Consider the following 21,545-nt stretch of genomic DNA (forward strand, 5'->3'; position numbering starts at 1 on the left):
GCTCAGCGCCCGCGCTTGCCAAAGCGCACCGCATCGAGCAGCACGAACACCAGCGGCCACAGGCCCATGCCCAGCAGCGGCGCCCACCAGTACGACCACGGCAGGGTCGGCTCGCCCACCAGGATATGCACCAGTGCGCTGACGATGCGATCGTTGAACAGCAGGCCGCCAATGGCCAGCATCTGCTGCGACATCGGGAAGAAGCGGATGCGGGCGCGGAAACGCTGCAGGATGAAGGCCAGCATCACCAGCCGCAGCGCCTGTTCGCCGAGCACGCCGCCGTACAGCAGGTCGGCGACCACGCCGCTGGCAAAAGCGATGCCCAGGCCGACGCGCTCGGGCGTCTCGATCACCCAGTACGCCAGCACCAGCGCCAGCCAGTACGGGCGCAGTGGCTGCAGCAGCGCCGGCAGCGGCAACAGGCCCAGCAGCAGGGCCACTACCAGGCTGGCCGGCAATACCCACGGGTTGTCGCGAAGGCGGCTCATCGCTGGGCCTCCGCAGCGGGCGGGGGCGGTTCAGTCGCTTGCGGCACGGTCGACGCGGCTTCGGCTGGCGATGGGGCCGGCGGCGCGGCCTGGCGGCGCGCGTTGGTCGCAGCCGGCGTTGCCGTCGCAGGCGCAGGCGTTGCCGCCACCGGAGCCGGGCCCGCGGCAGGCGAAGTGGCAGGCGGCGCTGTCGGCGCCGGTACAGCGGCCCCGGTGGCCGGGCCACCCGGAGCGGTCTCTTCCAGCTGCAGGCGCAGTTCCGGCGGAATGCGGATCGCTGCACCCGGGCGCAGCAGCAGCACATCGCGGCCGCGGTCCAGCTGGGCGGCCGGCTTCAGTTCGCCAACCAGGAAGGCATGGGTGTCGTCCGGGCGCAGGCCGGTGATGGTGCCGACCGGGAAGCCGGCCGGGAAGCGGCCACCGAGGCCGGAGGTGACGATCTCATCGCCCACTTCCACGCCGGCGCTGAGCGGGATGTCGCGCAGCTCAAGCGTGTCGCCGCGGCCGTAGACGATCAGGCGCACGCCGTTGCGGGCCACGGTGACCGGCACCGCGTGGTCGGGGTCGGTCAGCAGCAGCACGGTGGAGGTACCGCCGGTGACGCTGATCACCTGCCCCATCAGGCCACCGGCATCGATCACTGCCTGGCCGACATGCACGCCTTCGCGGCTGCCGGCGTCGAGCACCAGGCGCTGCTTCACCGGGTCCAGGTCGATGTCCAGGATCGGCGCCAGCTGCACGTCCAGGCCACTGCGCTCGGCCACGTTCAGCAGTTCGCGCAGCTGGGCGTTGTCCAGCGCGGCGGTCTGCAGGCGGGTCAGGCGCGCGTTGGCCAGCAGCAGCTGGTTGCGCAGTTCGCGGTTCTCGGTGACCAGCTGGGTGTGGCTGGCCGCGGAATCCTTGACCTGGTTGCCGAGCTTGCCGGGCAGGCCGGCCAGTGCCCATACCGGCTGCACCAGGCTGTTGGCCTGCTCGCGCAGGCGCGCCAGCCAACCGGCCTGGTCGTCAAGGACGATCAGGGTGATGGCCAATGCAAGGTAGGCCAGCAACCGCAGGGGGCTGGCGGCATCACCGGATCGGGAGGCAACGGGAGGACCGGCGTAGGGCGGCACGGCAACGATTCAACTGGCAGAAGGCGGAAGGGAAACACGCGGACGCCCCGCCGGTGCCGGCCCGCCATCGCGGCGGGCCGCACCCCGGAAGGGCGCGGCGGGCAGGAACGGCCGGGACGGCTTATTCCGGCGCAAAGAACTCGTTGCCGTGCATGTCCACCAGCTCCAGCGCACGACCACCACCACGGGCCACGCAGGTCAGCGGATCGTCGGCCACCTGCACGTGCAGGCCGGTTTCCTCGGAGATCAGGCGGTCCAGGTCGCGCAGCAGGGCGCCGCCGCCGGTCAGCACGATGCCGCGCTCGGCAACGTCGGCACACAGTTCCGGCGGGGTCTGCTCCAGCGCCAGCTTGACCGCGCTGACGATGCCCGACAGCGGTTCATGCAGGGCTTCAAGCACCTCGTTGGAGCTGATCTTGATCATCTTCGGCACGCCCTCGGCGAGGTTGCGGCCGGAGATCTCCAGCTCCTGCACCTCGGCCTGCGGGTAGGCACAGCCCAGCTCGACCTTGATGCGCTCGGCAGTGGCTTCACCGATCAGCATGCCGTGGTTGCGGCGCACGTAGTTGGTGATCGACTCGTCGAAGCGGTCGCCGCCGATGCGGACCGAGGCCGAATAGACGATACCGTTGAGCGAGATCACCGCCACTTCGGTGGTGCCGCCGCCGATGTCGATGACCATCGAGCCACGGGCTTCGGTGACCGGCATGCCGGCGCCGATCGCGGCAGCCATCGGCTCTTCGATCAGGTACACGTCACGGGCACCGGCTTCCTCGGCCGATTCCTTGATCGCGCGGCGCTCGACCTGGGTCGAACCGGCCGGCACGCACACCAGCACGCGCGGGCTCGGGCGCAGCACGCGCGACTTGTGCACCTTCTTGATGAAGTGCTTGAGCATCGCCTCGGTGTAGGTGAAGTCGGCGATGACGCCGTCCTTCATCGGGCGGATGGTGGTGATGTGGCCCGGGGTACGGCCGAGCATCTGCTTGGCCTCGGCGCCAACGGCTGCCACCGAGCGGGTGCCACCGATGGCACGGTCCTGGCGCACGGCCACGACCGACGGCTCGTTCAGCACGATCCCCTGCCCGCGCACGTAGATGAGGGTGTTGGCCGTGCCCAGGTCGATGGACAGGTCGTTGGAGAACATGCCACGGAGTTTCTTGAACATCTGAGGAAGGAGTCCTGAGGGGTGTCGTGCCCGCCGCGGGATGGCGAAAAAATGGGCAGAAATCGAGGCCGACAAGCCTAGCAACCCGCCTGCCGCCGAGCAAGGAAAAAACTAGCTGAACCCGCGTCTTCACAGGCTTTCGGCCTGATCGGGCATCACCCGGTTCTGGCCCTGAGCGGCACCAGCGGGTAACCTTTGCGCCGTCGGGCGCCCAAGGGCGCCGTTTGCTTGCCCGCTGAACCGGGCCGGCCCATCCCAAAATTCACCGCATAGGCTTACATCGATGTCCGCTCTGATCTGTGGTTCTCTTGCCTTCGACACCATCATGGTGTTCCCGGACCAGTTCAAGAATCACATCCTGCCGGACAAGGTGCACATCCTGAACGTGTCGTTCCTGGTCCCCCGCATGCGCCGCGAGTTCGGCGGCTGCGCCGGCAACATCGCCTACAACCTGCACCTGCTGGGCGGCCAGCCGATCCCGATGGGCACCGTGGGTTCGGACTTCGGCCCGTACCGCGAATACTTCGAAGGCCTGGGCATCGACCTGTCGCGCGTGCGCGTGATCGATGAGCTGTTCACCCCGCAGGCGTTCATCACCACCGACCACGACAACAACCAGATCACCGCCTTCCACCCGGGCGCGATGATGCGCTCCTACGAGAACCACGTGCGTGGCGTGCCGGGCGTGACCCTGGGCCTGGTCGGCCCGGACGGCCGCGAGGGCATGATCCAGAACGCGCAGGAATTCCACGAAGACGGTATTCCGTTCATCTTCGACCCGGGCCAGGCCATGCCGCTGTTCAACGGTCCGGAGCTGCGCGCCTTCATCGATCAGGCCGACTACGTGGTGGTCAACGACTACGAGTCGAACCTGCTGCAGGAGCGCACCGGCTGGGACGAGAAGGAGATCGTCAGCCGGGTCAAGGCCTACATCACCACCCGTGGCCCGAAGGGTGCGGTCATCCACACCCCGGAAAAGAGCTACGACATCCCGCCGGCGCACGAGCGCCGCGTGGTCGACCCGACCGGCTGTGGCGACGCCTTCCGCGCCGGCCTGATCTACGGCATCCAGAAGGGCTACGACTGGCTGACCATCGGCCGCATGGGCAACCTGATGGGCGCACTGAAGGTCGAGCACCCGGGCACCCAGAACCAGCGCTTCACCTTTGATGAGTTCAACGAGCAGTTCAAGCAGCAGTTCGGTTACGCGCTGAGCGCGTAAACGAACTGCCCGCGCATTCCACCTTATCCCCGCGCCTTCGGCGCGGGCGCTGCTGGGAATGCTGTTGGTAGGTGTCGACCTTGGTCGACACGCTGTTTGATTCCTGTAGAGCCGAGCCATGCTCGGCTTGCGCGCGCCACCGCGATCTGGCCGCAGAGCAGCCGAGCGTGGGCTCGGCTCTACATCATCAGGCGCCCTGCCAGGCAGCCAACAGCGCGCGGCAATCGGCGAAATGCCAGTCGGCGCGGCCCGGCCACGGGTTCTCCGGCAGGTTGACCAGCACGGTGTGGGTGCCCGCGGCACGGCCGCACTCCAGGTCGTAGGCGTGGTCACCGACCATCACCGCCTCGGCAGGCCCGATGCCCCAACGCCGCAGATGCTGCTGCAGGCCATCCGGTGAGGGCTTGGGCACCGCTTCATCGCGGCCGATGATGTCGGCATCGTCGAACAACGCCCCAACCCCGATCGCCTCCAGCGTCAGCTTCGCCAGCGCGTGGTCGTTGCGGGTCAGGATGCCCAGCCGGCAGCCCGCGGCCGCCAGCGCGCGCAGCAGCGTCACCGCGCCCGGCGCCGGCAGCGCGTCCTCGGCCAGCGCGCGCTCGTGATCCAGCAGCCACGCACGCTTGGCCTGCGCCGGCGCATCCGGCAGCGCCGCGATATGGTCGAGGATGTCTTCCTCGGCGGCGATCTGCAGCGCATGTCGGATCGCCGCGAAGTCATGCACGGCCACGGTCAGCGTGCCGTCCATGTCGAAGACCCAGTGGCGCACCTGCGCCAATGCCATGCTCATTCGCCCCCGGACGCGCAGGCCGGCTGCGATGCGCCCCCGCACAGCGTGCTGGCGGTGATCGCCTGCATGTAGCCGGCCACCTTCGCCGGCGCGATCCGGTACGGCAGATCGCGGCGCTGCTGGGCCGCATCCGCCGGCCGCCAGCCGTACTGGATCTGGTGGATGAAGCCGTTGCCCTGCAGGTAGGCCACCACCGCACCTTCCCCGAACGGCGCAGCCGGGCCGACCTTGTCGCAGAAGCCGCCAGCGACCGCGAATTCGACGCCGTTGAAGCGGTTGCTGCGCGCACTGGTGGGCGTGAACGTGCCCGCACAGAAACCGCGCGCCTTGTCCTGCTGCTGGGAAACCGCCACCTGCACCAGGGTGGCGCCGCTGGCCGCGACCTGCTTCATCACCTCGGCATCGGGCATCGGCAGGCGGTGGATCAGCAGATAGCCGCCACGCCAGCGTTGCAGGTCCTCGCCCGGTGGCAGGTACTCGGCCAGCACCTCGCCGTTGCCGCTGCGGTCGCCGTCCATCCAGGCCAGCGTCCAGCCCGCGGGAACAGCATGCTGCACCTGTTCGCCGTGCACCTTGAAGGCACTGCCCGGCTCACCCGCGGGCGGTGCCGCTGCGATCGCCGGAGCTGCGAGCAGCAACGCCGTCGCTGCGGCAAGGCATCGCATCACTGCCACCACTGCGGCATGCGGCTGGCGTCGACGCCACCGGTTTCGAACACAGCGGTGCGAGTGCCTCCGGCCTTGACCGGGAATTCGATGCTGATCGACTTGCCCTTGCGCGCCAGCTTCCACAGCGCCTTCTGGTCGGTGATGAACATCGCAATGGCCTCATCGGTCTTCGGGCGCCAGGCCGCCATCGACACCGGCTTGCCATCGTCCACGGTCACCTTCACCGTGCACTGCGGGCAGCGGAAATCGCCAGCCTGCAGCACCAGGTAAGCGTGCCGCTTCCACTCCGGGTGATCGCGGAACACCAGCTGCACCGGCTTGGCACCGCTGCCGTCCACGTCCACCCGTTCCTTGCTGTAGATCGACGCCGAGACCTGGCTGCCCTTGCTGCCGACCGGAATCTGGTTGTACTGCCACAGCCCCTGCATGCGGCGCAGGTCGCGCGCGGCATCGCCCTTGGCCTTTACTTCATCGAAACCGGCGGCGATGCGCTCGGCGGCGGCGGTGTCCTTGTACTGGTCCAGCAGCGAGGCACCATGCAGGCGCGCGCGTTCCCAGTCCTGCGCGGCCACAGCCATGTCGTACTGCTTGGCGACGTCCTCGGCCTTGGCTTCCTTCTGCGCCTGCACGGCGGCCGCGGCGGCTTCCTGCGCCTTGCGTTCCTCTTCCGGGTTGCTGCAGGCGGCCAGGGCCAGGGTGCAGACGGTGAGCAGGATCAGTCGTTTCATGGTGTGTTCCGTAAACATCCAACCGGCTTTCGCCCCGAGGACATTACTGTATCGCCTTCAGCAGCCACGCGGGCCCGGAGGAGCGTTCACTGGAACGGCCATACGGGAGAATCCGGCAGGTTCGGACACCCCTTTCCCGCGCGACGTGCTTGACCAACTGTGAAGAACTCTCCGCCCCCCGCACTCCATCCACGCACCGACATGGACGGCGGCAGCGTGTTCAGGCTTCTATCGCCTCGAATGTGCGTTTCACTCCAGACGTACGGCTTCACGCCATCGCTGTCACGCGCGCCGCCCCCATCCAACCGCACAGTTATATCGCCCTCGGGGCTGCGACTGACACGCGCACGGACCGGACCATCTTCCCAGAGTGCATCATCCGCAAGCTCCTGCAGATGTGTCCGTCCCGGCTCTGGCAGGGAAAGTCCAGCCAACTGCAACCCTCCGGCGAGGCTCTGCGCATTGAACAGGCCCAGGGCTATCGACCAAGCGATCTGAGCGGCTGGCATGGACCGCGGTGCTCCGTCCGCTTCGGTGCTGAAGTGGTCGAAATTAGCAAGCAGCAATCCATTGCAGAGCAGCATGGCCGCAGGTCCAATTCCACTACTGGACTCGTGGCGAGTAAACAGCAGCCACTCCCCATGACGGTACTGCCTGAGGCTCGAAGTGGTATCGGTGACGCCGGGAACCGTACCGGCAGAGAAATCGACCCGCGCCGCCCTGCCAATGGCCGTTTCCCAGCTATCTGCAGAACCTTCTGTAGCCAATGCACTGCCCGCCAGCACGGCGCCAACGAGCATGATGGATAACCTGATGCGTCGCAGTGACCGCCGCGCCCAGATCATGCCGGGCACTCCCCTGACACCCGTCGCAGATCGCCGACAGTACCGGCTTCCACGTGTTCCAGCACCGCCCAGTCCAGCAGAGAAACGGAGGCAGGCAGCGCAGGTTCTCGAGGAGATGCGCCGATGATGATCTCCCACCACGCCCCTATTGGAGCAGGCTGCGGTCCTCGCAGCGCGACCTCAAGTTCTGGCATCTCGCGGCCTTCCTTCCCGCTTCCGTCGGATGCACCACGCTTGTTCGCGCCAGTCTTCACAAAAACCAGCTTGAGATCGCCTTGAGGCGTGCGCTGCGCGCTTGCTCGGTAGCGCTCAACATCCGTGGCCCACTGCATGTCCCAGCTAGTCTTCTGATACTGGCCGTCCGAGCGGATGGGCATCGCTGTCTCCGCACTCAGCGACAACAGTGCTGCGTATTCGAACATCCGAGTGTAGAGGCGGGAATAGTCCTTCGTCGGAATGACGGAATCGAGATTTTCCTCGACGTCCCAGTTCACAACGTTGATCCCACACAGAAACATGTGAAACGGGCTTCCCGGTGCCGCACCGGCTGACATGACAATGTCCTGATTCCGGTATTGGGTCATCGTTCCGCGGAGAAGCTCGCTGCGGCCCGTACCATGTGCGACTTCCACCCATCCTGCATGTCGGTAAAGTGCACGCAAGGGTGAAACTGCATCTGAAGATTCCGCGACGTCGTGGGCCACAGCGGTAATGGAAGTCAACAACAGAAGTACTGCCAGGCCGTTTTTGCAGAGGCGGGTAATCCCACCCGAACTGCCGACGATGCTCGCGGGCACAGCCGCAGTCGGCAGGCTGATCGGCCGATCAACCGGTGTCGGGCCTTCAGCCGAGGAAAATGCATGTTGCATACGTCAGGCCTGTCAGGAGGGGGGACCTCTCCGTGCACGGCTTGATGCAGCCCCGCGCCCGTCAGAGCCCAGACGTTACGCCCAATCTTTTTCCGGAGATATGCAATAAATCAGAAAAGGGCAGCGCTGCGTTGGCCTTGTCTGCCGGAGTCTGCGGTCCTGACTCCATGAAAAAAGCGGCGGGTCACCCCGCCGCTCGTCAGATCATGCAAACACCAGTCGAGCATGGCTCGACTCTACAAAAAAAAGCGCCGGGGGATGCCCGGCGCTTTTTCTTACTTGGCTTCAGCCTTGGCCAGCATGTCCTGGACCGAGGCGGTGGTGATCGGGTGGTAGCCCGGCTTGGCCTTTTCGAAGGCCTGCTTGGCCAGCTCCAGACCCTTCGGGGTCTTCACCAGTTCGGCGTAGATCGGCATGATCAGCTTGCGACGGCCGACGCGCTCGATGAATGCAGCCGCGCCTTCATTGGCCTGCTCGTAACCGCTGCGGATCGCCAGCGGGTACCAGCGCATGGCGATCTCGCCATTCGGGGTGCCGGTGAAGTGGAACGCCTTGTCCAGCGTGGCCAGCTTGTCCAGCGGCTGGGTCGCGCCCAGGCCGTCGATGAAGCGCACCCATTCCTGCGTGCTCCAGTCGGCGATGACCTGGCTGCTCGGCACGGTGCCGGCGCTGGCAAACGCGATGCGCGCGGTATCGACGCTGCTGAAGTTGCGCGACTGCGCCTTGGTGGCGAAGGCCGGAATGCCCGGCTCGTCCAGCCACGCCTTCAGCTCGGCCTCGGTCACTGCCGACGGATTCTTCGGCAGCAGGTTCTTCTTCATGTAGTCGACGAACTGGTCGGTGTTCGCGCTCTGGAAGGCATGATCATCGAACCAGCCGCGCAGGAACGGGTCGAAGGTCTCGCGGCCGAAGCGCTGTTCCAGGAACTCCAGGAACCACGAACCCTTGACGTAGGCGACCTGGCTGAGGGCTTCGTCGGGGTCACGCTCGTTCAGCGGCGGCAGCGCCAGCGCCTGGTCGGCCGGGCTCATGTCCTTCACTTCGGCCAGCAGGTCGGTCTGGTCGATCTGCTTCTCCATCTCGGCCATCTCCTTGCCGTACAGGGCTTCGGTGATGCGGCCCTGGACGTAGGTGGTGAAGCCTTCATTGAGCCAGATGTCCTTCCAGCTGGCGTTGGTCACCAGGTTGCCCGACCAGCTGTGCGCCAGTTCGTGGGCGACCAGCGAGACCAGCGACTTGTCGCCGACGATCACGGTCGGGGTGGCGAAGGTCAGGCGCGGGTTTTCCATGCCGCCGAACGGGAACGACGGCGGCAGCACCAGCATGTCGTAGCGGCCCCAGCGGTACTCGCCGTACAGCTTTTCGGCAGCACCGATCATCTTCTCGGTGTCTTCGAATTCCTTGGCGGCCTTGTTGACCATGGTCGGCTCGGCCCAGACACCGGAGCGGCCGGAGATCGGCTCGAACACCAGGTCGCCGGCGGCGATGGCCAGCAGGTAGGACGGAATCGGCTGCGGCATCTTGAAGGTGTAGTCACCATCACGCGCCGCCTTCGGATCGTTGTCGGCGCTCATCAGCACCATCACGTCCGGGCGCGAGACCACGTGCGCGCTGTAGGTGAAGCGCACGCTCGGGGTGTCCTGCAGCGGCACCCACGAACGGGCGTGGATGGCCTGCGACTGGCTGAACATGAAGGGCAGCTTCTTGCCCTCGGTCATCGACGGTGCCAGCCACTGCAGGCCCGAGGCGGTCGGCGCGGTGTGGTAGGTCACTTCCACCTTGGCCGGCTGTTCCGGGGCCTCGATGGTCAGCTTGCTGCCGAACACCTTGTCAGCGGCGGCCAGCTCGAACTTCAGCGGGCTCCGCGCGCCATCGGCGGCGACGGCCTCGACCTTGGACACGGTCAGCTCGCGGGTGTCGAGCACCAGCTGCTTGGCGTCCTTCTGCTTCCATTCCAGGGTGTAGGTGGCGGTGCCGCCGATCTGCTTCTGGTCGAAGTCCAGCTTCAGATCCAGCGCGATGTCCTTGATGGCGACCTTGTCCGGCTCGGCGTACGAGCTTTCGTCGTGGCTGCGGTTCTCGGCGTTCACGGGGGCGGCGGGGGCCTTTTCGGCAGTCGGGGCGGCGGCGGGTGCGGCCGCCTCCTGGGAGCAGCCGGCGGCCAGGGCCACGGCCAGCGGAAGGAGCATCAGCGGATTACGCATGAATCGGGACCGTTACGGGGATCAAACCCCAATGGTACCTCCCCCGGGCCACGCAGGCGTTGCGCGGTGCGGGGTAATGGCCTGCCGGGCGCGAAGGCGCCGCGCCTTGGTGGGTGCCAACCTTGGTTGGCACGGATCCTTCATCGCTCGCGGCAGGCCGGTGCCGACCAAGGTCGGCATCTATAGGTAGGTGCCAACCTTGGTTGGCACGGATCTTTCATCGCTCGCGGCCGGGGCGTGCCAACCAAGGTTGGCACCCACCAGGGCAAGGCTTACAGCTTGTAGCCGGAGTGGATCGAGACGATGCCGCCGGTCAGGTTCTTGTAGTGGCAGCGCTCGAAGCCGGCCTGCCCCATCATCGCCTTCAGCTCATCCTGCGGCGGGTGCTTGCGGATGCTCTCGGCCAGGTACTGGTAGCTGTCCGAATCGTTGGCGAACAGCTTGCCCAGCTTGGGCAGAATCCTGAACGAGTGGAAGTCGTAGATCGGCTTGAACCAGTCCGCGGTGACTTCGGAGAATTCCAGCACGCGGGCCTGGCCGCCCACCTTCAGCACGCGGTACATCTCGCGCAGGCCGGCGTCCTTGTCGGTGACGTTGCGCAGGCCGAAGGCGATGGTGACCAGATCGAAGCTGTTGTCCGGGAACGGCAGGGCTTCGGCATTGCACTGCACGTAGTCCAGGCCGAGCACCAGGCCGCGGTTGGTCAGGCGGTCACGGCCGACCGACAGCATGCCGGCGTTGATGTCGCCCAGCACTACCGAACCCTCGGCGCCGACGCGTTCCTTCAGCAGCGCGGCGATGTCGCCGGTGCCGCCCGCCAGGTCGAGCACGCGGTCGCCCGGCTTCACCTGCGCGGTCGCCACGTAGTAGCGCTTCCACGCCCGGTGCACGCCCAGGCTCATCAGGTCGTTCATCAGGTCGTAGTTGCGCGCGACCGAGGTGAACACCTGGCCGACCAGCTTCTGCTTGTCCTTGGCGGCGACGTCGCGGAACCCGAAATGGGTGGTACCGGCTTTGTAGGGGGATTCGCTCATGGCCCCGATTATCGCACCGCCGGGGGCCAGCGGCACCCCCTGCCCGTATCATGGCGGGCCACGACTTACCGGAGCCCCGCATGATCACCACGCCCGACTACCAGGCCCTGCTGCAGACCGCCATTGCCGAAGCCCGCCAGGGGCTGGCCGAAGGCGGCGTGCCGATCGGCGCGGCGCTGTACCACAACGACGGCCGCCTGCTCGGCTGCGGCCACAACCGCCGCGTGCAGGAAGGCGATCCGTCGGTGCACGGCGAAACCGACGCCTTCCGCAAGGCCGGACGCCAGCGCCGCTACCAGGACACCATCATGGTCACCACGCTGGCGCCGTGCTGGTACTGCTCGGGCCTGGTCCGCCAGTTCAACATCGGCACGGTGGTGGTGGGCGAATCGCGCACCTTCCAGGGCGGCATCGACTGGCTGCGCGAAAACGGTGTCAACGTGATCGACCTGGACAACCAGGAATGCGTGGACCTGCTGGGCGGTTTCATTGCGCAGCATCCAGAGATCTGGAACGAAGACATCGGTGAATGAGCACCGCGCAGTGTCCTGTTGAACCCGCTTAATGAACGCTTCAGTGCCGGCATTCCGTTGTGCCGGCAGCGTTTGCGGCCATTGCCGTGAACCCGTGCACAGTCAGCTGCGCCCTGTGCATACGCTGCGGTAACACCCCACCCGGCCGCCGCGCCTAGGGTGGGGTTACCGGGGTCCCCTACCCCGGCGGAGCCAGCCATGTGCGCGCGCGCCGTACGACCTACGCCCGACCCGATCCTCGACACCATCCGCAGGCGCCTGCTGCATCACTACGCGCTGCACCAGCGCGGCCCCCTTTTCTGGACCGCCTACCAAGGGCTGCAGCTGGAACTGGTGCACGGCCATCCACGTGATCAGGTACGCCTCTGCAACGCGATGGCCGACATGGCCGAACAGATGGGCGCGGTCGAGCATGCACAGCTGATCGGCAATCGCCACACCGGCTCCACATCCCGCTGACGCGGCATGCACCGGCACATACGCCACACTCCGATGAACCCCCACTCCCTTTCCACTCAACCGAACTGGATTGTCATGCACGCTGAAGTCCCCACCATTCCTCCGGTCATCAACGTAGACGCCGAGCTTGATCACTGGCGCCGCCAACATGCCGAGGGCGCACTGCCGCACAACTCGTTCGGCTCCTACGTGCCATGGATCAAGTTCGCCTGTGATTCGCTGATCACCCAGCCGCGCGCCAGCGAGGCCGAACGTGACGAGATGTTCCAGACCCAGTACGCCCTGCAGATCATGCCGCGGTTGAGCGAAGCACAGGCCCGCGAGTTTGTTGATCGTTGCTGGCAGCATGTCTACCAGACCAGCCCGGTGCGCATCCAGGATGCGCCGCGCCTGCAACGCATGCGCGCCTGACTGCCGCTGCACGACGCCTCCACGCGCCACTGCTGATCATCCTCGTCACCTGAGTGGGACGACGACGATGAAAGCACGCAACCTGTTCAATACGATCGCCAAGAAGTCGGCGACCGCCACCGGCTCGCCATGGACCTTCCTGGCGGCAGTGGCCATCGTGATGGTGTGGGGCGTGACCGGCCCGCTGTTCCATTTCAACGACACCTGGCAGCTGGTGATCAACACCGGCACCACCATCATCACCTTCCTGATGGTGTTCCTGATCCAGCACACGCAGAACGCGGATACGGCCGCGATGCAGATCAAGCTGGACGAGCTGATCCGCGCTACGGCGGAGGCCAACAACGAACTGTTGGATCTGGAAGAACTGGACGAGGAACGGCTGGAAGAGATCCGCGCCGAATACGAGCGCATGGCCCGCGAGGCCGGTGACGCGCTGCTGCGCGTGCGCGCCTGCCGCGCGGCCCCGCGCGATGATGAAGCGATCTGACGGTAGCGCCGGGCCATGCCCGGCGAGCGCGATACCCGGAAGAATCCCACACGGGCCATCGCCCTCGGCTGATAACGGCGGACATCCCATCAGTGCAGACTGGCGCCATGTCCAGCCGTCATCTGGAACGTGGCCGCCACTCCCGTATCGGGGGCTACTACGTCCTCACCACGGTCGTACGCCACCGGCGCCCGGTCTTTGAAGATCCACGTTGTGCAACGTGTCTTGTGGATGCATTGAGGTATGTTGAACGCATGGGCCTCAGTCGGTCCTTTGCTTGGGTCGTCATGCCTGACCATCTGCATTGGCTGATGCAGCTGCGCGACGGATCACTGGCGCGCATGATGGGAACGGTGAAATCCCGCAGCAGCCGGTTGCTGGGGCAGCAGTTCGGCATACAGACGCCTTTGTGGCAGCCGAGCTATTTCGATCACGCGGTACGCAGCGAGGAAGCCTTGAGGCGCCATGCGTTGTACATCCTGGGCAACCCCATCCGAGCAGGGTTGACCCTGCATCTCGATGAATATCCGTTTGCATGGTGCCGTTGGCCCATGCGGTAGCGCCTGGCCATGCCCGGCGAGCACGAAGTGCGGTCCGCCCCAGACGTCAGGCATGCAGGAACGAAAAGCCGCCGGGCGTGGCCCGGCGCTACCGGTATCGAATTGCTGCTCAGCTGCGCTCGTGCCAGCCACCGCCCAGCACCTTGTACAGGGTGATGCGGTTGGACTGCTGGGCCAGTTCGGCCTGCAGGCGGGTCTGCTGCGCGGTGTAGGCGGTACGCCGTGCGTCGAGCAGGGTGACGAAGCTGTCCAGGCCGGCGTCGTAGCGCGCCTGCGACAGGCGATTGGCCTGTTCGGCGGCTTCCACCAGGCGCTGCTGCGCGCTCACCTGCTCATCCAGGCTGACATTCAGCGCCAGTGCGTCCGCGGTTTCTCGGAAACCCACCTGGATCGACTTCTCGTACTGCGCCAGCGCGATATCGCGATCCGCATTGACGATAGCGAGGTTCGCGCGCAGCTTGCCGCCCTGGAAGATCGGCAGGGTGATCTTCGGCAGGAAGCTCCACACACGGGTGCCGCTGTCGAACAGGTTGGACAGTTCATTCGAGCCGCTGCCAATGCTGCCGGTCAGCGAGATGCTCGGGAAGAACGCCGCACGCGCCGCACCGATGTTGGCATTGGCCGCCAGCAGCTGGTGTTCGGCAGCCATGATGTCCGGGCGCTGCAGCAGCACGTCGCTGGGCAGGCCGGCTGGCGGCGGCGCCAACGCCAGCAGCTGCGGTTCGATGCTGTCCGGCAGCAGCCCCGGATCCAGCTGGCCTCCGGCCAGCAGCGCCAGCGCGTTGCGGTCCTGGGCCAGCTGGCCACGCAGGCGTGCGGCATCCGTGCGCGCGGTTTCCACCAGCGTACGGGTCTGGGTCAGTTCCAGTGCCGAACTACCGCCGCGCTCGTGGCGGGCTTCGGCCAGGCGCAGCGAATCCTCGTAGGTCTTCAGCGTCGCTTCGGCAATCTTCAGCTGCTGCGCGTCGGCACCATAGGTCAGCCATGCGGTGGCGGTCTCGGCCACCAGGCTCAGCTGCGCGTTGCGGCGGTTGGCGGCCACGGCGAAGTACTGTTGCAGTGCCGCTTCGCTGAGGTTGCGCACGCGGCCGAACAGGTCCAGCTCGAACTCGGCCACGCCGACACCGGCAGTGAACTGCTCGGTGACGCCGGCATCAGTACCGCGACGGTCCATCTGGCCGGTGACGGCCACGCCGGGCACGCGATCGGCGCGCTGCACGCGGTACTGGCCACGCGCGCGCTCGACATTGAGCACGGCTACGCGCAGGTCGCGGTTGTTCTGCAGCGACTGCTCGATCACCTGCTGCAGGCGTGCATCGGTGAAGAAGTCGCGCCAGCCGACGGCGGCGACATCGGCCACCTGGCCCTGTGCAGCCTCGGACGGCCACTGCGCCGGGATGGCGGGCGCAACGGCGGTGTTCTTCGGCGCCAGGGTGGAACAGCCGGCGAGCGCGAGCACGCCGGCCAGGGATACAGCAAGAGAAGAGAATTTCATGGCGACACCTTGGGGGTCACGGTGGTAGCGCCGGGCCATGCCCGGCGGCTACGCGGTGAGGCATCCGCCGGGCATGGCCCGGCGCTACCGGATTTCATCACTCGGCGGTCTTGCGCTTGAACACGCGCTGCACCACCACGAAGAACAGCGGCACGAAGAACACGCCCAGCACGGTGCCGACGATCATGCCGCCGAGCACGCCGGTGCCGATCGCCTGCTTGGCGCCGGAGCCGGCGCCGGTGGAGATCGCCAGCGGTACCACGCCCATGCCGAAGGCCAGCGAGGTCATCACGATCGGGCGCAAGCGGTCGCGCACGGCATGCATGATCGACTCGATCAGGCCTGCACCCTTCTCCAGGTTCTCCTTGGCGAACTCGACGATCAGGATCGCGTTCTTGCTGGTCAGGCCCACCGTGGTCAACATCGCCACCTGGAAGTAGATGTCGCGTTCCAGGCCCTTGAAGGTGTTGGCCAGCACCGCGCCGAGGATGCCCAGCGGCGCCGCCAGCAGCACCGCCGTCGGCACGCTCCAGCTTTCGTACATCGCAGCCAGGCACAGGAACACGATCATCAGCGACAGCGTGTACAGCAGCGGTGTCTGCGAGCCGGCCTGGCGTTCCTGGTAGGACATCGCCGTCCACTCGATACCGAAGCCCGCCGGCAGCTGCTTGGCCAGCTGCTCGATCTCGGCCATGGCGTCACCGGAGGCGACACCCGGGGCCGGTTCGCCCTGGATTTCCATCGCCGACACACCGTTGTAGCGCTCCAGGCGCGGCGAACCGTAATCCCAGTGCTTGGTGGCGAACGCGCTGAACGGCACCATCTCGCCCTTGTCGTTCTTCACGGACCAGAGGTCGAAGTCCTCCGGGACCATGCGGAACGGCTGGTCGGCCTGCACGAACACGCGCTTGACGCGGCCGCGATCGACGAAGTCATCGATGTACGAGCTGCCCCATGCCGCAGCCAGGGTGCCGTTGATCTGGTCGATCGACAGCCCCAGCGAGGTCGCCTTGGCCGCGTCGATGTCGATGCGGAACTGCGGCGTGTCCTCCTGGCCGTTCGGGCGCACGTTGGCCAGCTTCTTGCTGCCCGCAGCGAGGCCCAGCAGCTGGTTGCGTGCGGCCACCAGTGCCTCGTGGCCCTGGCCGCTGTTGTCCTTCAGGAAGAAGGTGTAACCCGAGGCGGTACCCAGTTCCGGAATGGCCGGCGGCGGGAAGGCGAAGATGAAGGCATCCTTGATCTGGCCCAGTGCCGCCATCGCGCGACCGGTGATCGGCATCACGCCATTGTTGGCGTCACGCTCGCTCCAGTCCTTCAGCTTGACGAACGCCATGCCCGCGTTCTGGCCCATGCCGGCGAAGCTGAAGCCCTGCACCGAGAACACCGAGTCCACCGCATCCTTCTCGTTCTGCAGGAAGTGGTTTTCCAGTGCCGCGATCGACTCCAGCGTGCGTTCCTGGGTGGCACCCACCGGCGCCTGCACCAGCGCCATCAGCACGCCCTGGTCTTCGTTGGGCAGGAACGAGCTGGGCAGGCGCACGAACAGCACGCCCATCAGCACGAACAGCGCCGCAACGATGCCCATGAAACGCCACGGACGGTGGATGATGCCGCGCACACCACGCTGGTAGCTTTCGCTGGTGCGGTCGAAGCCGCGGTTGAAGCCGTTGAAGAAACGACCGGCCAGGCCGCGATGGGCAACATTGTGCTCGCCCTTCTTCAGCGGCTTGAGCATGGTCGCGCACAGCGCCGGGGTCAGCACGATCGCGACCAGCACCGACAATGCCATCGCCGAGACGATCGTGGCCGAGAACTGGCGGTAGATCACGCCGGTGGAACCACTCATGAAGGCCATCGGCACGAACACCGCCGACAGCACCAGGCCGATGCCCACCAGCGCGCCGGTGATCTGGCCCATCGACTTGCGGGTCGCTTCCAGTGGCGACAGCCCTTCCTCGGACATGATGCGCTCGACGTTCTCCACCACCACGATGGCGTCGTCCACCAGCAGGCCGATCGCCAGCACCATCGCGAACATGGTCAGCATGTTCACCGAGAAGCCCAGCATCGCCAGCACGCCGAAGGTACCCAGCAGCACCACCGGCACGGCGATGGTCGGGATCAGGGTGGCGCGGAAGTTCTGCAGGAACAGGTACATCACCACGAACACCAGCACGATCGCTTCGATCAGGGTCTGCACCACGCCCTTGATCGACACACGCACGAACGGCGTGGTGTCGTACGGGATCTCGGCCTTCAGCCCGGCCGGGAAGAAGCTCTTCATGTCCTCCAGCGCAGCATTGACGCCGGCGGCGGTATCCAGCGCGTTGGCGCCGGTGGCCAGGGTGACCGCCAGGCCGCTGGCCGGCTGGCCGTTGTAGCGGGTGACGAAGTCGTACGATTCCGCACCCAGCTCGACGCGGGCAACATCGCCCAGGCGCAGTTCGGCACCATCCTGCGCGCCGCGCACGATGATGTTGCGGAACTGTTCCGGGGTCTGCAGGCGCGACTGCGCGTTGATGGTGGCGTTGAGCTGCTGGCCCTTGATCGACGGCGCGCCGCCGAGCTGGCCGATGGCCACCTGGGCGTTCTGTGCCTTGACCGCTGCAGTCACTTCGGCAACCGACAGGCCATAGGTGTGCAGCTTGTTCGGGTCCAGCCAGATGCGCATGGCGTACTTGCCACCGAACACCTGGATGTTGCCCACGCCCGGCACGCGGCTCAGGCGGTCGACGACATTGGAGCCGACGTAGTCGGCGATGTCGTTGGCATCCATGCTGCCGTTCTCGGACACGAACGCGATGACGTTCAGGAAGCCCGAGCTGGACTTGGCCACGTTGATGCCCTGCCGCTGCACTTCCTGCGGCAGCAGCGGCATGGCCAGCTGCAGCTTGTTCTGCACCTGCACCTGGGCGATGTCCGGGTTGGTGCCGCTCTCGAAGGTCAGGGTAATGGTGGCCTGGCCGTTGGACGAGCTGTTGGAGGAGAAGTAGATCAGGCCATCAAGGCCCTTCATGTTCTGCTCGATGATCTGCGTCACCGAGTCCTCGACCACCTTGGCCGATGCACCCGGGTAAGTGGCGCTGATTTCCACCGCCGGCGGTGCGACGTTGGGGTACATCGAGACCGGCAGCTTGAACAGGGCCAGGCCGCCGGCGAGCATGATGATGATGGCGATGACCCATGCAAAGATGGGTCGATCGATGAAAAAGCGTGCCATGGGGTTCTCCGCTTACTTCGCGTCGCCGGCCGGGGCCGCAGGCTGGGCGGCCGCCGCCGGCTTGGCCGGAGCAGCGCCCTTCTCGGTGGCCTTGACCGGCATGCCGGGGCCGATCTTCTGCAGGCCTTCGACGATGACCTTGTCGCCTGCCTTCAGACCGTCCTCGACCAGCCACTTGTCGCCAACCGTGCGGCTGACCTTGACCGGGCGCACTTCGACCTTGTTGTCCTTGTCGACCACCATCGCGGTGGTATCACCCTTCGGATCGCGGGCGATGCCAGCCATCGGCACAAGTACCGCATCGCTGCGCACGCCGCCACCGATCACCGCGCGCACATAGGTGCCCGGCATCAGCAGGCCGTCCGGGTTGTCCACCTTCACGCGCAGGCCGAAGCTGCCGGTAGCAGGATCGACGCTGACTTCGGAGAACTCCAGCGTGCCCTTGTGCTCGAAGGTGCTGCCGTCTTCCATCAGGATGCTGACCGGCAGCGACTGGTTGTCCTGCAGGCGGCCAGCGGCCAGTTCACGACGCAGCTGCAGCAGCTCGGCCGAGGACTGGGTCAGGTCCACATAGATCGGGTCCAGCTGCTGCACGGTGGCCAGGGCATTGGCCTGGCCGGCGCTGACCAGCGCACCCTGGGTGACGCTGGACTTGCCGATGCGGCCGCTGATCGGCGCGACGATGCGGGCATAGCCCAAGGTGACGTTGGCCGCATCCAGCGAGGCCTTGGCGGCACCGACATCAGCCTCGGCCTGCTTCTGCGCGGCCACGGCGTTTTCCAGATCCTGCTGGCTGACCGCATCAACCTTGGCCAGCTCGGTGATGCGCTTGGCGCTCAGGCGCGCAGCATTGGCCGTGGCTTCGGCACGGGCCAGCTGGGCGCGGGCGCTGTTGGCCTGGGCGCGGTAGCTGGCGTCCTCGATCTGGTACAGCGGCTCGCCGGCCTTGACCATGCCGCCTTCGGTGAACAGGCGCTTGGCGACGATGCCGTTGACCTGCGGGCGCACTTCAGCAACCAGGAAGGCATTGGTACGGCCCGGCAGTTCGCGGGTCAGGCCCACGGTCTCGGACTTCAGCGTGACCACGGTGACGTCACCCGGGCCCTGCTCGGGGGCCTGGGGTTGGCCGCCGCAGGCAGCCACGGTCGCGGCGATCGCCAGCGACAGTGCAAAGGGTCGGATTCGGCTCAGCAACATGACGGAAAGGCTCTTGGAGGAAGGAATCTCAGAACACGCTGATACAACGGGCTTCCCCCTGTTCCGGTGAGAACCCCGCAGATCGCGCCCACCCGGGTGGAGTGGGAGCCGGACCGGCCTGCCACGCACACGACGGGAATGATGGGAACGAAATATACATACATGCTTGTTTGTTTGTAAACCGGTACAATTCAGCCACGTTTCACCCGCACTCGTACCCATCCATGGCCCGCAAGACCAAAGAGGACACCCAGGCAACCCGGGAAGGCATCCTTGACGCCGCCGAAGCCTGTTTCCATGAACACGGTGTGGCCCGTACCACGCTGGAGATGATCGGTGCCCGCGCCGGCTACACCCGCGGCGCGGTCTACTGGCACTTCAAGAACAAGAGCGAGGTGCTGGCCGCGATCGTCGAGCGCGTGCACCTGCCTTTCATGCAGGAACTGGAGCGCACCTCCAGCGACCAGCGCGACACGCCGGTGCACGACCTGCGCGCGGTGATGATCCATTCGTTCATCGAACTGTCCGAGGACGAGCGCCTGCGCAAGACCATGGAGATCATGCTGCGCAGCGATGCCTCGGCCGACACCAAGGTGTTGACCGAACTGCAGCAGGCCGGCTTCCGCGACGGACTGGATCGGATGGAGCGCGCCCTGCGCCGGGCCAAGGACCTGGGCCAGCTGCGAGACGGCGCCGACCCGAAGATCGCCGCACGCATGCTGCATGCAACCATCCTCGGCGTGCTGCACGGTGCGATGGTCGAACCGGACCTGATGGATCTCAAGCGCGACGGCATGATCGCCCTGGACATGACCCTGGCCGCCTACGTGAAGGACGGCGTGTTCGTTCCCGGTACGGTGCCCGAGCCGTTGCCGGAAGCCTAGAACACCTTGGCGCAGCGAACGTTGCGCGCCCCTGACCCGATCAACAGCGAGAACGCAGCGATGGTCCTGGACAACGTGGTGTGGGGCTTCATCGGCTGCGGCAGCGTCACCGAGAAAAAGAGTGGCCCGGCCCTGGCCAGCACGCCGGGCTCACGGGTAGCGGCAGTGATGCGCCGCAATGCGGCACTGGCCGAGGACTACGCTCGGCGCCATGCGATTCCCCGCTGGTACTCGGATGCCGATGCGCTCATCGCCGATCCGGAGGTGAACGCGATCTACGTTGCAACGCCGCCCTCCACGCACATGCACTATGCGCTGCAGGCGATTGCCGCGGGCAAGCCGGTCTACATCGAAAAGCCGATGGCCATGGACCATGGCGAGTGCCAGCGCATCATCGCGGCCAGTGCCCGCAGCGGCGTGCCGGTGTTCGTGGCCTATTACCGCCGCGCCCTGCCCCGCTTCGCAAAGGTGAAACAGCTGCTGGACAGCGGCGCGATCGGCACGCCGCGCAGCGTGCGCGCCAGCCTGCACCGGCCACACTCGATGCAGGCAGCGTCACCGGACTTCTGGCGGACCAATCCCGCGATCTCTGGTGGCGGCCTGTTCGTCGATCTTGGCTCGCACACGCTGGACCTGCTCGACCATCTGCTGGGGCCTTTGATCGATGTCCATGGCCTGGCCAGTTCGCTGACCGGTGCCTACGCCGCCGAGGACAGTGTCTCGATGTGCTTCCGTACCGGCAACGGCGCGCACGGCATCGCGCAATGGAGCTTCTGCGCCTTCCGCCGCCAGGATGAGATCGAGATCACCGGCGACCGCGGGCAGCTGCGCTTCGCCACCTTCGAGGATGTTCCGGTGGTGCTGGAGACCGAAGCCGGCGTGCAGACATTCGATATCCCGAATCCACCATCGGTCCAACAACCGTTGATCGCCTCGCTCGTGGACGAGCTGCGCGGCAAGGGACGCTCACCGTCGACCGGCATCAGCGCTGCGCGCACCAGCGCAGTGATCGATCAGGTGCTGCACGCCTACCGCATGACACAGTAGATCCACGCCATGCGTGGATTGGAACCACCCGCGCCCTGCAGAAAGGCCGCCTTCCGGCGGCCTTTCTGCAGGGCGCGGGCTGGGTCAGGGCCCTCGCCACGGCGAGGGATCCGACCCCAAC

Annotated in this window: 21 protein-coding genes; 8 read left to right on the plus strand and 13 right to left on the minus strand. The window is 66.2% G+C overall.

Features of this window, described 5'->3' with window-relative positions; genetic code table 11:
• Positions 1–2: 2 nt before the first annotated feature.
• The 3 genes from mreD to AC5P88_RS05980 all read right to left on the minus strand — a co-directional run bounded on the left by mreD (position 3) and on the right by AC5P88_RS05980 (position 2,768).
• On the minus strand, positions 3–488 hold the full coding sequence (gene mreD, locus AC5P88_RS05970; protein ID WP_005411075.1) for a rod shape-determining protein MreD: 486 nt from the start codon (positions 486–488) through the stop codon (positions 3–5).
• Positions 485–1,600 (minus strand): rod shape-determining protein MreC, encoded by a 1,116-nt coding sequence (gene mreC / locus AC5P88_RS05975; RefSeq protein WP_099473944.1) that lies wholly within the window; start codon positions 1,598–1,600, stop codon positions 485–487. Before mreC ends, mreD begins: the two co-directional genes overlap by 4 nt.
• Before the next feature lie 121 nt (positions 1,601–1,721).
• Entirely contained in the window at positions 1,722–2,768 is a 1,047-nt protein-coding gene (locus AC5P88_RS05980) for a rod shape-determining protein (protein ID WP_005411077.1), read from the minus strand.
• A gap of 283 nt (positions 2,769–3,051) precedes the next feature.
• Between AC5P88_RS05980 and AC5P88_RS05985 the strand changes: the two genes are divergently transcribed.
• Positions 3,052–3,990, plus strand: coding sequence for a carbohydrate kinase family protein (locus AC5P88_RS05985; RefSeq protein ID WP_019660686.1), 939 nt, complete (start codon positions 3,052–3,054; stop codon positions 3,988–3,990).
• A gap of 187 nt (positions 3,991–4,177) precedes the next feature.
• Here AC5P88_RS05985 and AC5P88_RS05990 read toward each other — a convergent pair whose 3' ends face one another.
• The 7 genes from AC5P88_RS05990 to ubiE form a co-directional block, all read right to left on the minus strand.
• Positions 4,178–4,774: an HAD family hydrolase gene (locus AC5P88_RS05990; RefSeq protein WP_258179548.1), complete on the minus strand. Its 597-nt coding sequence runs from the start codon at positions 4,772–4,774 to the stop codon at positions 4,178–4,180.
• Between the two features lie 2 nt (positions 4,775–4,776).
• Positions 4,777–5,445: a hypothetical protein gene (locus AC5P88_RS05995; RefSeq protein WP_495224583.1), complete on the minus strand. Its 669-nt coding sequence runs from the start codon at positions 5,443–5,445 to the stop codon at positions 4,777–4,779.
• A complete protein-coding gene (locus AC5P88_RS06000; protein ID WP_106550471.1) occupies positions 5,445–6,176 on the minus strand; it encodes a hypothetical protein in 732 nt (243 codons plus the stop codon). The genes AC5P88_RS05995 and AC5P88_RS06000 overlap by 1 nt, the downstream gene beginning before the upstream one ends.
• A gap of 86 nt (positions 6,177–6,262) precedes the next feature.
• A complete protein-coding gene (locus AC5P88_RS06005) occupies positions 6,263–6,976 on the minus strand; it encodes a hypothetical protein (RefSeq protein WP_495224584.1) in 714 nt (237 codons plus the stop codon).
• Between the two features lie 41 nt (positions 6,977–7,017).
• Positions 7,018–7,890 (minus strand): hypothetical protein, encoded by an 873-nt coding sequence (locus AC5P88_RS06010; protein ID WP_495224585.1) that lies wholly within the window; start codon positions 7,888–7,890, stop codon positions 7,018–7,020.
• Between the two features lie 275 nt (positions 7,891–8,165).
• Positions 8,166–10,094 (minus strand): M1 family metallopeptidase, encoded by a 1,929-nt coding sequence (locus AC5P88_RS06015; protein WP_106550472.1) that lies wholly within the window; start codon positions 10,092–10,094, stop codon positions 8,166–8,168.
• A gap of 272 nt (positions 10,095–10,366) precedes the next feature.
• Complete coding sequence (ubiE, locus tag AC5P88_RS06020) at positions 10,367–11,128, minus strand: bifunctional demethylmenaquinone methyltransferase/2-methoxy-6-polyprenyl-1,4-benzoquinol methylase UbiE (protein ID WP_006471026.1); 762 nt, start codon at positions 11,126–11,128, stop codon at positions 10,367–10,369.
• Between the two features lie 80 nt (positions 11,129–11,208).
• On the opposite strand from ubiE, the gene AC5P88_RS06025 reads away from it, so the two are divergent.
• From AC5P88_RS06025 to AC5P88_RS06045, 5 genes are all read left to right on the plus strand, one after another.
• A complete protein-coding gene (locus tag AC5P88_RS06025; RefSeq protein WP_049399252.1) occupies positions 11,209–11,661 on the plus strand; it encodes a nucleoside deaminase in 453 nt (150 codons plus the stop codon).
• 198 nt (positions 11,662–11,859) lie between these two features.
• Positions 11,860–12,120 carry a hypothetical protein gene (locus AC5P88_RS06030; RefSeq protein WP_478446354.1) on the plus strand — a complete coding sequence of 87 codons (261 nt, stop codon included), beginning with the start codon at positions 11,860–11,862 and terminating at the stop codon, positions 12,118–12,120.
• A 75-nt stretch (positions 12,121–12,195) separates the two neighbouring features.
• Entirely contained in the window at positions 12,196–12,531 is a 336-nt protein-coding gene (locus AC5P88_RS06035; protein WP_106550474.1) for a hypothetical protein, read from the plus strand.
• 67 nt (positions 12,532–12,598) lie between these two features.
• A complete protein-coding gene (locus AC5P88_RS06040; RefSeq protein WP_495224587.1) occupies positions 12,599–13,021 on the plus strand; it encodes a low affinity iron permease family protein in 423 nt (140 codons plus the stop codon).
• Between the two features lie 107 nt (positions 13,022–13,128).
• On the plus strand, positions 13,129–13,581 hold the full coding sequence (locus AC5P88_RS06045; RefSeq protein ID WP_080354734.1) for an REP-associated tyrosine transposase: 453 nt from the start codon (positions 13,129–13,131) through the stop codon (positions 13,579–13,581).
• 109 nt (positions 13,582–13,690) lie between these two features.
• Here AC5P88_RS06045 and smeF read toward each other — a convergent pair whose 3' ends face one another.
• The 3 genes from smeF to smeD form a co-directional block, all read right to left on the minus strand.
• Complete coding sequence (smeF, locus tag AC5P88_RS06050; RefSeq protein WP_495224588.1) at positions 13,691–15,076, minus strand: multidrug efflux RND transporter outer membrane subunit SmeF; 1,386 nt, start codon at positions 15,074–15,076, stop codon at positions 13,691–13,693.
• 97 nt (positions 15,077–15,173) lie between these two features.
• Positions 15,174–18,296, minus strand: a complete 3,123-nt coding sequence (gene smeE, locus AC5P88_RS06055) for a multidrug efflux RND transporter permease subunit SmeE (RefSeq protein WP_495224589.1) — start codon at positions 18,294–18,296, stop codon at positions 15,174–15,176.
• 12 nt (positions 18,297–18,308) lie between these two features.
• Positions 18,309–19,493 (minus strand): multidrug efflux RND transporter periplasmic adaptor subunit SmeD, encoded by a 1,185-nt coding sequence (smeD, locus tag AC5P88_RS06060; protein WP_495224590.1) that lies wholly within the window; start codon positions 19,491–19,493, stop codon positions 18,309–18,311.
• A 224-nt stretch (positions 19,494–19,717) separates the two neighbouring features.
• Here smeD and smeT point away from each other — a divergent pair, with 224 nt between their 5' ends.
• Together smeT and AC5P88_RS06070 are read left to right on the plus strand one after the other, a co-directional pair.
• Positions 19,718–20,377 carry an efflux transporter SmeDEF transcriptional repressor SmeT gene (smeT, locus tag AC5P88_RS06065; protein WP_286074218.1) on the plus strand — a complete coding sequence of 220 codons (660 nt, stop codon included), beginning with the start codon at positions 19,718–19,720 and terminating at the stop codon, positions 20,375–20,377.
• A gap of 60 nt (positions 20,378–20,437) precedes the next feature.
• The gene (locus AC5P88_RS06070) at positions 20,438–21,424 is read left to right on the plus strand and encodes a Gfo/Idh/MocA family protein (RefSeq protein WP_495224700.1); all 987 of its coding nucleotides are present in this window, start codon (positions 20,438–20,440) and stop codon (positions 21,422–21,424) included.
• Positions 21,425–21,545: the final 121 nt, after the last annotated feature.

The organism is Stenotrophomonas sp. YJH_SMC_8 (assembly GCF_059371315.1).